Source organism: Dictyobacter formicarum (genome assembly GCF_016587435.1).
Genome location: NZ_BNJJ01000012.1, coordinates 200898 through 213472 on the forward strand (window position 1 = coordinate 200898; position 12575 = coordinate 213472).

Below are 12575 nucleotides of genomic sequence, written 5' to 3' on the forward strand. Positions count from 1 at the left end.
TTTATTCAACTTTTATGATATTTATAAAGCCATAAAAATTGTCCGTCACCGACGATAAAAGTCAGTCGCATATTCTCCGCCATATGTATATAGGAAATTCTAATCTGTTTTAATCGCGTATACGTACACGTGTACGTATACGTATACATGCGTTGGCTCACGCAAAACAACGATAGCCATAGAAATTTTTTAACTCCCCAACGAATAGTCAAACAAAGTTTATTATCACCTTTTACAATGGTTGTTTGCATGCTCACTTTCACCTTAGCACGGTAAACCGCTACAGGTGAATTGCTGATCTATCAAAAACAACATTTAAATGTGAATACTATGCCTGAGCTAAAACGGATTCAGAGGATCAGGAAAGGCCCTTACTCAGCCAAAAGGTAAACTTATATATCTTTGCATGACCAAAGCCCTCCAGCAGCTTTAGAATGGCAAATTGCGACCTTATCGTAATCATCACTGCCATCCCAATTTTTATTTGCATCAAAATCCAACAAAAATTCACGTATACGTATACGTACACGTGAATTAATCGAACATCGCCCAACCCAAAAGGTTATTCCTCTCGCTGTGAGTAGTCATTTTTTCTGCCTGATGTCTATAAGACAACGTGTACGTGTACGTGTACGTCTACGTGTACGTGTACGTGTACGTGTACGTGTACGTCTACGTGTACGTCTACGTGTACGTGTACGTGTACGTGTACGTCTACGTGTACGTGTACGTCTACGTGTACGTCTACGTCTACGTGTACGTGTACGTCTACGTGTACGTGTACGTGTACGTGTACGTGTACGTGTACGTCTACGTGTACGTCTACGTGTACGTGTACGTCTACGTGTACGTGTACGTGTACGTCTACGTGTACGTCTACGTGTACGTGTACGTGTACGTCTACGTGTACGTCTACGTGTACGTGTACGTGTACGTGTACGTCTACGTGTACGTCTACGTGTACGTGTACGTGTACGTCTACGTGTACGTCTACGTGTACGTGTACGTGTACGTGTACGTCTACGTGTACGTGTACGTGTACGTCTACGTGTACGTGTACGTGTACGTGTACGTGTACGTGTACGTGTACGTGTACGTGTACGTGTACGTGTACGTGTACGTGTACGTGTACGTGTACGTGTACGTGTACGTGTACGTGTACGTGTACGTGTACGTGTACGTGTACGTGTACGTGTACGTGTACGTGTACGTGTACGTGTACGTGTACGTGTACGTGTACGTGTACGTGTACGTGTACGTGTACGTGTACGTGTACGTGTACGTGTACGTGTACGTGTACGTGTACGTGTACGTGTACGTGTACGTGTACGTGTACGTGTACGTGTACGTGTACGTGTACGTGTACGTGTACGTGTACGTGTACGTGTACGTGTACGTCTACGTGTACGTGTACGTGTACGTGTACGTGTACGTGTACGTGTACGTGTACGTGTACGTGTACGTGTACGTGTACGTGTACGTGTACGTGTACGTGTACGTGTACGTGTACGTGTACGTGTACGTGTACGTGTACGTGTACGTGTACGTGTACGTGTACGTGTACGTGTACGTGTACGTGTACGTGTACGTGTACGTGTACGTGTACGTGTACGTCTACGTGTACGTGTACGTGTACGTGTACGTGTACGTGTACGTGTACGTGTACGTGTACGTGTACGTGTACGTGTACGTGTACGTGTACGTGTACGTGTACGTGTACGTCTACGTCTACGTCTACGTGTACGTGTACGTCTACGTCTACGTCTACGTGTACGTGTACGTCTACGTCTACGTGTACGTGTACGTGTACGTGTACGTGTACAAAAATGGGATGGGGTGGTCCACGAGATTACGTATATGAATATATAATTATATTGACTTGCTTAGAGCGCACTGATTGTATTGATGGGCGTCAACCTTAATCTTTATTCGAATCAATCAATGATTTTCTTATAGTTTTTAACAACAAATTTTTCTGACATTGGTTACCGCTATGTTTGCTGGACAATGGGCGGTCGCGCAAACACAAAACACCTGGCACATATGGAGTGCCAGGTGTTCCTTCAGTAGGGATCTAAATTTTATGGCTTTGTGCGATTCTGTTTAAATAGAGAGGTTAATGGGCTTCATATTTTTCGAGCAGAGCGCTAACAGCTTCATTAATCAGCGCAGTTTTAGGCAATTCACGCTGATAGGCCAGTGCTTCAAAGCGCTGCTTTAACTGCTTATCCATCCAGAGAGTAATACGTTCATGAGTAGTTTCAAAGGGCTGCAAGCTGCGGCGGCGCCTGGCCGCCGCTCGGCTGTCCTCTGAAGAGGCGGTTGGATTGTAGGTCGCGTAAGTTTCCTCAAATGCACTATCCTCGGATGAAAAATCTATAGGCTCGGCAGAAAAATTATTCCTTGTATATAGTGCAGCATCTATATTTGTAGAGGCATCGCGTGAGCGCGATGCGGCCCGGCCCTGCGATTCGGTTTTAGCTGGTGTCGCGGCGCTTGTTGAGCCGCGGCGCGCACTAGGGCGCGCACTGGCAGGAATCTCTTCCACAGGTAGCGTCTTTCCACTGTCATTTTCAGTGGAGCGCGTTTGTCTGCCAACAGGCTCACTGGACGCTGCAGAAGGTTGAGTACTCCCGGTTTGAGTCGGCTCCGCTTTCGAGGCCGGCTCAAGCCGTGTTTCTGAATTCCTTGATGACGCTCCCCTCGAAGGCTCTTCTACAGGCTCGTCCACTATGTCTGGTTGAGATTGTTGAGCTGGCCTGGCATCGGTAGTCTGGCTGGGACGAAGCAGGGGATTAATAAATTTCTTAGTTTCCTTCGGCACGCTGGAGTACCTCCTTTACCAGTTTTGAGTATGCTATTGCTCCCGTACTGTTGGGGGCATAATCAAAGAGGCAGGCAATCTGGTTGTGTGCCTCCTCGACTTTAATGTTGCGCGGAATCACCGTGTCAAATACCAAATCACCAAAATGCTCGCGTACAGCACTCAAAACATCTGTGCTCAACCGTGTATGGTCATCCAAATTGGCCACCACACCAAAAATCGGGAGGGAAACGTCCAGGTTTTCGCGTAGCTCTTGCATGGTGGTTTCAAGAATACTGATACCAATCAAAGCATACGTAGTTAAAGCAATTGGAATTATAACATCTGTGCAAGCAATAAATGAATTTACGGTCAGCACTCCTAGATTAGGAGGAGTGTCAATCAAGATATAATCAAAATTCTCTTTGACCTGATTGAGGGCACGAGCAAGTTTATGTTCACGGCCAGGAGCAGATGCCATCAACAGATCCGCAGCACTCAAATTAATTGAGCTAGGAGCAACAAATAATCCTTTTTGACCGACAGATTCCACAATAATATCAGCCAGTTTGGCACCTTGCGTTAGCACATCAAATAATGTTTGCTCTTGATCCAGCGTTCCCAACAGACTGTATGTGCTATTACTCTGAGCATCAGTATCTACTACGAGCACACGCTTACCAGCACGCGCCAGGCCATAGCCAAGGTTGACGGCTGTCGTCGTTTTGTAGGGTAGGAACCCGCCGCCTTGCTGCATCGCTACAGCAGGTTTGCGTGAACCCCCCTCCGAACCGGACGTACACCTTTCAGTGTATCCGGCTCTCCAGCCATTCCTAGTTCTCATTTTTTCCCTTAACAGCTTTCTTGATGCTGTGAGCATTTGTGCCTGTGTGGATTGCATCGTGGCACGATTTGCATGCCACGAGAGTTTTCCGATTCAGACTGCTCATTGCCAATACCCAGTTGGGTATATGGCTTCCCCGTTTCGAGTACTTCTGCTTGATGTCTTTGAGCTTTCTGACGTGATGGACTTCAAATTCGGCCAGGTCTGCTGATTCGTGCTCACAGAGTTCGCACTTTCCGGCATTCATCCTATCTAAAATTTGATGCCTCTGAGGGATGACTGTTTCAATGATGCCATTGGCATTTCTTCCCTCGTGTGGTTTGTCCTTTTTCTTCAGCGGTTCATTGAAATAAGTCATGGTCTTTGGACCTTCTTTGGTTTCGTATACGACTCCAAAGATTTTCCTGGTGCCGGTTCCTTGTTTCACTTTCACGCTCACGCCATATTTGTCTAAGACTTTTGTTATCGAGCATTTTTCCTTACGGGCGATTGTCTTTAGCAGGCTGTGGTAGTGATAGTACCTGAACTTGCCCATTTTCGCGCTTACGTCTGTTGCAAGGCTGTAGTACTCGTAGAGCCCTCGTATCTCCGCATTGTATTGTTGGAGGAGGTCGAGTACAGGAACATTGATTCGGGCGTTGTGATGGACTGCTTTTCCATTTGCCACAAATGGCTTGAGTTTTTCTCTTATTACATCGCCTGGTACGAGCAGTTGTATTGTCCCGTTGGCAGTCCGCTTTTTTCGGCCACTGGTATCCGTTGTGATAGCCGTATTTTCCAGGGTCTTGGCTATCTCGTATCCGAGAAAGCGAACTTTTTGGTCAGATACGTTCGTGATCAATGTTTTCTCCATGCTTAATTCCAACTGGAGGTCCTGCTGGAGAAACGCACCAATTTCCTTCCATATCTGTTCCGCTAAGCTCTTACTGCCGTTGATCATCACCACAAAATCGTCTGCGTACCTCGTGTAATTGACTCTGATATACTCTCGGTCGAGTGGGTCTATGGATGGCATGGTTCGCATGTGCCTGAGCAGTGTTTGAGCGCGCACGTGATCGCCGTTTTTCCTGGCATAGTACCGTTGCATGTTCAACTCTTGGTAGGGCTGATACCTTTTACGGATTCTCTTTGCTGTTGTGGACTGCTCACAGATTTTTTTCATGAACAGATCCAACTCATGCAAGTAGATGTTTGCCAGTATTGGACTCACAATTCCCCCTTGCGGGGTTCCTGTGAGTGTGTTGTGAACCTGCTTAAATTCCATGTATCCCGCTTTGAGAAAACGCTCAATCAGGTTGAGCAATCTTCCATCACTGATTTTTCGAGAGAGAAGGTTTAAGAGTATCTTGTGATTGATGGTATCAAAGAATCCCTTGATGTCTCCCTCAATGGCCCAATTCGTTCCTTTACAGGTTGTTTTGATCTGCGTCAGTGCTGTATGACAGCTTCGGTTGGGTCGAAACCCATGAGAAGTGTCTTGAAACACCGGTTCGTAGATCGCTTGCAACAGGAGTCGGATGACTTCTTGCACGAGCTTGTCTTCGAATGAAGGTATCCCCAGCGGCCTCTGACCACCATTCTTTTTGGGAATGTATGTTCGTCTGACCGGTTTTGGATAGTAGGTTTCCTGCCTGAGTAGTGCAATGAGCTTCTCTACCCTGGCTTTGTTGAAACCATCGATAGTGCTATCGTCTATCCCCTGGGTCATATTTCCTTCCCTGGCATAGATGTTGCTATATGCCAGCTGGTAAAAATCCGAATTGAACAAGTTTCTGTACAGCCTGTCAAAAACAAACTCACTGTTTTCGGTTGATTTTCGACCTAGCATTGACAGAACCACTTCGGCGTCTTGCATTGCGCATACCTCCGCGTGCTATCAATTGAATGACCTGCTTCCCTTCGCCATGTAATGGTTATTACCCATCTCGGACTACTATGGAAGCTCCGTCACCATATCGAGTTTTCAGGAGCTATCTCCATAGCCAGAATGTACTGGCATCCCGACGTAGGTGATCTCCGTTTAGCTTTCTTTTTTACACATTGCAAGTGGTTTAGGCTCCCGTTCGTTCCTTTGACGTACTTTCTGGTACGCTGAGAGGATGTTGGAGAGTACAGATGTCGTCACGAATAACTCCTGTAAACTCCTCTGTGCGCGTATCAATCAGCGTTCGCGCACCCCGGCGGGTTAGGGCCAAGGAACTGGGTTTAAAGCAATGCAGCTTTAGCCATGCCACTTCTTGATCTTGCATCGCCGCCTGTAGGCTGACTTCCAGGCTCGATGCGTTACGAGCATGCTATGTTCCCTTGTGATGTTTCCATCTCTGGTAAGCTCGTCGATCACACGGGTTCTCTCCACTCGTGGCCCCCTTGGGGGCAGTGCAAAAAGCGCCTTACGGACGCACGGTGACTCCGCCTTTGTTATTGCAAAGTGCGAAAATTCTTGTCATGATTTTTTGTTTATCCCTTTCAAATAACGTGATCCTTCTCTCACGATCACGGTTAAAAGCCTTCTTCCTTTATTTTTGCGAAAGGCTTTTGCCGGTTACCTGGCTCCTTTTGCGAGCATCCATCTGAAGAAAACTGTTCCTTATATATAGGGGGAATGTTTATACCTTCACAATGTTGCTCCCAGGATATGCTCTGTATTGTGTCTGCCCTTACCATCTTCATAACAAGACCATCCCTATATATAAGGAACGGTTTGTCTCTTGAAATAAAGTAATTGTTTGTCTTCGGCGTTTCAAAATGTACGTATACGTAGATGTACACGTACACGTATACGTGCGCTCTCTACAATAAAAGACGCATAGGCTCTTGCATTGTAACACACACTAGCGGACTGATAAAAGGCTTTTTGTGGCATTAGAAGCTCATTTTTGGACTTATTTGAGCTCAAATTACGTATACGTGTACATCTACGTATACGTACACGTATACGTAGATGTACACGTATACGAGGTTTAATTGCAAGCAAAGCTGGAATCTTTTTTCCGGCTTAATGGCGTGCGACACCCTTTGGCCAGCCTCTTTTGCGGCGTCCAACGGCGGCCGCAACCGCAGACTGAGGGATGAGTCGAATACCAGATCCAGGTACGCCTTTGATACGTTTGCTGGATAGCAGCTGCGCAATCTCTTCTACCGAGGCAAGACGAGAGGGAAGCATTTCGTCCTCGATCATGGCATGAACGCGGTTAGTTTTCACTCCAAGCAACCTGGCTGCCTCTTGGACGACACACATGCTACTTAATGTTTCCAGCCAATCAAGTTCTGACGATTCAGTCATTACTCTACCATCCTAATACTATTTTCTACAATAAAATGGATCAAGATCCATTTTATTGTAGAAAATAATATACACGAGAAGAAGATAAAAAACCAGAGAGGTTAATAATCATGCGAATTGCCGTATTCAGTGATGCTAGCGAAATATTTCAGGGATAAGGCAAACCTATCCCTTTAGCTCTATTTAACGCTGAGAGGCTCAGGAAATGGCTTTGCAAGATTTTTAGCACTCACTACTAGTTTTCTCGTTCTAATGCCCACTGGCACGCCTCTCAGTAAACCTTGTATTACAAATTTGAATTTAGCCTTTTGTGGTCGATATAAATTAATAGGGATGGGATGCACCGGGAATGCAATAGCAATTAAAGCGCTATCAAACGAAAACACGAGCCAGGAGAAGATCAGAACTGTGTCTTACCACGATAGGTTTTAGTCCGCAGTTTCTTTTCACTGTCGATTACTATTTTCATTTCAGCTACTAACTCATCGTAATTCATGCTGGAATAGAATTTAACAAGGTGCTGCGTCTCCTCATCGGCTTCCTGGTTTTGGTAGTACTTGCAACGAGAAGTGAAGTAAGCTCCCGGATTTTGAAGTGAGTCATAGCCAGGTTCATGCATGGACAATATGGTATCAATAAAAGCTGTAGTGATAACTTCTGGTTTGTATTTCTTCAAGAGATTCTCATTCAGCTTACAAACTTTTTCACTATCTTTATTGTCAAATAGCCGTGCTAAGAATTTAGCTGCTTTACTACGTAACGTAACGTTATTATATATATTATTAAATAATATATTTATATTACGTTTACGTATTACGTTATAAAATTCTTCGCCATAGATTTCTAAGTCTAGCTGCACTGGCATGCGTAAGACTTTTTTGGATTTTTCGCTGTCGGTTTTTGAAAAGTCTACCGCGCTGGTAGATTTTTCGATTTGCTGGTTGTTCGCAAGATACTCAACTTTGCAGCTGTCCGAAAAAGTCTTTTGTGCGGTAGACTTTTGGGGTGCTGCGTCTACCGTGGTCATTTGCAAGTCTACTTTTTGCTGCTGCAAGTCTACCTCTTGCTCATCGCGGTTATCTGGTGGCTGATACCAGTCTTCCGGCAATTGATCTCGTGAAGGCCGCTTTTTTGGCTGAGGAGCCTCTGTCGGGTAGACTTTTACTGGCTGAACTACTGGTGGCTGATACTCGCGTCCTGTGCATTGGAAAATATATGTGCAAGCTGCTATACCATCTACACCATAGGTAGTAGCTAGTTTTTTGATGATACTGACCTCAACCGATCGCCACATATGCCCTCTTGTATTCACAAGTAGTCCTTTATTGTGCATACGGGTATAGTAAGTATATATCTGAGCATAGAGGTCCTCAAAAAAATCTTTAGGTAGACCCATCTGTTCCCAGTCTACCGTTGGATCATCCAGTAAATCACTATAGGTATATAACAATTCGAGCACAGAGTCTACCGCTAATGGTCGCAAAGTAGACTCTTTTTGCTGCTGAGGGTAGACTTTTTGTTCTGTAACAGGATACTTTTCTAATTTAGTAGACTTTTCTTGCGAATTTGTTTTGTTTTCTGGAGAAAGTCTACCCTCAAGGTAGACTTTTTGCTGATTCGGTCTTACTTTTGCCTGAATATTGGTAGACCTGGTAGACTCAGGCTGATTGTAGAGCTGTTGCTCTATGTTTGTTGAGTTTTGGTAATGGTAAGTGTCTGCCTGTGTCTCGATCGTTGTCATGGTAGGATTCTGCTGTTCTGCTATTGCCGTAAACAATTTGGGAAAAAGTAATTTCCCCAGTACTTCACTTACCAGGCGAAATACAATATGCTGTCCCTTTGCCGGATCTATTCCCTCTGATTTGATAATTTCTAACATAGGATCAATGAATGTTTGCTGTAGCTTTGGATCGCATTTAGAGAGCGCTAGAGCCTCATTTGGGTGCGGATGCAGTGAAGATAGCAGATTGAGACTTAGAAAGCGTTCTTTGACCTTCCTGGTGAATTGCTGAACCTTTGGACGGCTCTTGGTGATCAAGCTATCGATCGCATGTAAATTCTGTGGTGGCTGATATTTTCCCAGTGGAAAAATGATTTGCAGCTCTTTGTGGTGCTTGATTTTGCGTATCAAATTCAAAGCACAGAAAACAGTGACATATTTGTGGGTAGTGTCATATCCCCATTTGATTGTGCTGGCCAGTGTACGCAGGGTGCGTGTGCTGATAATTGCAACATATTCTCCAATTTTTCCCACTTCTGGCAGTGTAGCTTGTTTGATCGTTGCATGGCGCAATATCAGGGCGAGGAATTCGAGGCCACCACTTGGAAATAATTTGGCAATAATATCTAGTGTGTATGGATCTACTTGCTCGTAGTCCTTGATTTGGGCAGCATTTGTAGACAGCATTTTCCAGGGGTTGTTGTCACTCTGGCTCTGCTCTTTCTGAATTTCTAACATACTTTGCTGCATATACGTTTCCGCTTCCTCGCTGACAAATTTTGGTGCCATGAAATTGATATATTCGCTTGTAATACCCCCCATATTTCCTACGCCTTCCACATTTTTTCCTTCATATTTGCCTTTATTGTTTGCTTGTCTGATTGGAAAGAAACCGTTACAAAAATATTGTTTTCCCCCCACTCAGTACAGAGGCTAAAATTCTATGTAAACCTATTGTGTATTCACTTTGGTGCGCGCACTTCAAGTTGTGATGTACATAGTACCTTGCTAAATCGTATTTTACTAGTGGGAGTGTCATCTAGTAATTACTTATTACTCAGATGGTTTTACGCTCAAAAATGCACCTAACAATGGTGGGGTTTTCTCCTAACCCTGGTGGGGTTTTCTCCTAACCCTGGTGGGGATTGCATTCTTGAGCACAGTACTTCTGGTATAAACATCGATCGTTAGTGTATTTGCTCCCTTGTTTTGCCGTTTGTTGCTCTGACTTTGCATCTTTATATTCCATTTTCAGGTTTTTATTCATGTATACAGGCTTTTGTTGACATATGTAAAAATCGATTTTTTTCAATTTAATTGTCTTCTGTGTTATACAAATCATTTAGCATCGTCATTGTTTTTTTATCACAATCAGTAGAATTTGCGCCGAACCCTGGTGGGGTGTGTGTGAGGTTTTTGTGAGGTTTGATGCGCCATACCCTGGTGGGGTAATTTTCCTGTTTTATCAGAAAAATGCACCGGACCCTGGTGGGGTTAAGCCTGCCTCAGCAGTTGAAAAATGCACCGGACCCTGGTGGGGTTAGAGGATATAAGACAAGGTCAAAATGCACCGAACCCTGGTGGGGTTCTGGATTATGGATGACTGGAAAAATGCACCGGACCCTGGTGGGGGTAAGTGACAGTACGCCTACCAAAAATGCTCCATACCCTGGTGGGGTTATGTTACTTATCCCTTGGGATTTGTGAAGCCTCTTTATATCTGCTCTGGTTAAAAATGCACCGGACCCTGGTGGGGTTAGTTTTGTAATGTGGCAGCTGTAATTTCCTACTTATATATAAGTACGGATTGAGGGACTATGTCTTTTTACCTGACGACGATAGTGGATGAAGTAAGGAATGATCTGATTTCAGAAGTAAACCTTTTTGAAAAATGCGCCATACTCCGGTGGGGTTTATTGATATGTGGCAATCTGATGCGTCCTTATATATATGTACGGCCTTGTTCTCCTTTACGCAGAAATATCTTGTTGATAAATACAAATATGCAGATTTATGTTTGCGTAGAAATGCACCGGACCCTGGTGGGGTTAAGCCTGGCTCAGCAGCTGAAAAACGCACCGAACCCTGGTGGGGTTAGAGGATGTAAGACAAGGTCAAAATGCACCGGACCCTGGTGGGGTTAAGTGACAAATACTTATCAAAAATGCACCGGAACCTGGTGGGGGTAAGTGGCAGTACACCTACTAAAAATGCGCCACACCCTGGTGGGGATAAATGACAAATACTTATCAAAAATGCACCGGACCCTGGTGGGGGTAAGCCTGGCTCAGCAGCCAAAAATGCACCGGACCCTGGTGGGGGTAATGTTGTTGTTTTTAGACATAGATTCTCCGAACCCTGGTGGGGACGCTTTTCTATATTGGCATATATTTGCGCCATACCCTGGTGGGGATGCTGTAGCTTTATGAATCTGATTTGCACCGGACCCCGGTGGGGAATCTAACTGCCTCGACATAAAAAATGCGCCATACCCTGGTGGGGTATAGCGCTAATGGTCTTGATATCGGCCGTGATTGAGCTTAATCTGGTGCTGATGAGGTGGGGAATGAATCCGATTTAGTTTGACGCTATTGTGTTTGCTCACGTTCGCGTGTACGTGTTTTGCTACGTAAGCGTTTGCGCAACGGATTATTCATGGCCTGGTACTCCTGAATGAGTTTGAGCGGGGGTAAGATTTCCCAACGGGAGGCTAACCAATCTTTACTCCAGCGCGTCTGATTTCTATCAACCTCTGTCAGACACTGTTGCTTGCCAATAATCCCCATCTTTTCCAGTTTCTCCAATGAGGCTTCTATACGTGGTACGAAGCGTGAAGTCATGTGTCGTTCATCTACTTCTATCATGCTGGCCGCCAATAATTCTGACATCATGAGGGGCGTACTAAAATCGCCCTGTTTGGCTTGTTCACGCCATCGTTCAGTTAGATAGAGGGCCATACGCAACGCATAACGATCATTCTGAGGATTGAGCTTGAAGATTTGGGTGTCGACTTCTGCCAGATAATAGTTTTGATGTTGTTCATAAGTGCTGATCCAGTCGCCCGGTGATACCAGAAAGCCAACAATGATTCTTTCATTGAGCAGCGTCTTACGACTGACAACTGAATAGCGCATGTACGTACCATCCACCTGGATCGAGACTAACTTTCCTTTGACGGTGATGGTGCAGTTTCCTCGTACATTACAAGAGGCTAAGAGGGCCAGATCCTGGAGGACACGTTGCTTCTGCTCGGTACGATAGCCATCTGTATAGCGTTTGTTCGCGCCAGGATGGGCAACCCGGCTATGCTTTTGTACACCCTGCCATTGCAAAATTTCTTCTAATAAGATCGCTACGCTGCCATTTTTTGAGACACGATCATTGTGGCGGCGAATATTCCATAACCCCAGTACAATACGCGCAGTCAGTACTGTGCTTTCACTAAGTTGGCGAATTTGTTTAAGTGCCTGTGGGATTTCCAATGGTCGCTCAGGCGTTCCTAGATATACTTCCAGTGTATTTGAAGCTAGATATGATATTTCCCCGTCTCCTGGCTTCCACATGCTCTTCTGGGCTAATGATGCTTCACGCACCGCCTGGTCTGGCCGATAGTTAGTAACTTTGATATTTTCTGGAATATATGGAGTAACATTCTCGAAGAGTGTATTTTCACTCTCGATTTCCACGCCATCCAGAATACGCGCAATATACTCTGTGGCCTCTTCCTCGGTCATATAATCAGTGATACCTGCAAGGGTCTGATCAAGAAGAGTTGAGAGTTCGCTGTCGCTTTCGATTTCTTCAGTGATGAATGATTCGGTTTCTTCAGTTGGAACAAGATTGAGTTCCTGCTGTTGATGTTTTTCCATCAGAAATCCCCTTCAGGATACTTGGTGTAAAATTAACACAAATTTTTATATGCTTG

7 protein-coding genes are annotated in these 12575 nt (G+C 45.0%); 1 reads left to right on the forward strand and 6 read right to left on the reverse strand.

The features are described 5' to 3' along the window. Positions 1 to 622: 622 nt before the first annotated feature. Positions 623 to 1861 (forward strand): hypothetical protein, encoded by a 1239-nt coding sequence (locus JMI88_RS21595; RefSeq protein ID WP_201364044.1) that lies wholly within the window; start codon positions 623 to 625, stop codon positions 1859 to 1861. A gap of 255 nt (positions 1862 to 2116) precedes the next feature. Here JMI88_RS21595 and JMI88_RS21600 read toward each other — a convergent pair whose 3' ends face one another. The 6 genes from JMI88_RS21600 to JMI88_RS21625 form a co-directional block, all read right to left on the reverse strand. Next, positions 2117 to 2824: a ribbon-helix-helix domain-containing protein gene (locus JMI88_RS21600; RefSeq protein WP_201364045.1), complete on the reverse strand. Its 708-nt coding sequence runs from the start codon at positions 2822 to 2824 to the stop codon at positions 2117 to 2119. Then, positions 2808 to 3647 (reverse strand): ParA family protein, encoded by an 840-nt coding sequence (locus JMI88_RS21605; protein ID WP_201364046.1) that lies wholly within the window; start codon positions 3645 to 3647, stop codon positions 2808 to 2810. Before JMI88_RS21605 ends, JMI88_RS21600 begins: the two co-directional genes overlap by 17 nt. Then, on the reverse strand, positions 3637 to 5502 hold the full coding sequence (gene ltrA, locus JMI88_RS21610; protein ID WP_201364047.1) for a group II intron reverse transcriptase/maturase: 1866 nt from the start codon (positions 5500 to 5502) through the stop codon (positions 3637 to 3639). The genes JMI88_RS21605 and ltrA overlap by 11 nt, the downstream gene beginning before the upstream one ends. A 1140-nt stretch (positions 5503 to 6642) precedes the next feature. Further along, the gene (locus JMI88_RS21615; protein WP_201364048.1) at positions 6643 to 6930 is read right to left on the reverse strand and encodes a hypothetical protein; all 288 of its coding nucleotides are present in this window, start codon (positions 6928 to 6930) and stop codon (positions 6643 to 6645) included. A gap of 400 nt (positions 6931 to 7330) precedes the next feature. Next, positions 7331 to 9490, reverse strand: a complete 2160-nt coding sequence (locus JMI88_RS21620) for a hypothetical protein (protein ID WP_201364049.1) — start codon at positions 9488 to 9490, stop codon at positions 7331 to 7333. A gap of 1748 nt (positions 9491 to 11238) precedes the next feature. Continuing rightward, positions 11239 to 12519: a hypothetical protein gene (locus tag JMI88_RS21625; protein ID WP_201364050.1), complete on the reverse strand. Its 1281-nt coding sequence runs from the start codon at positions 12517 to 12519 to the stop codon at positions 11239 to 11241. Positions 12520 to 12575 lie beyond the last annotated feature (56 nt).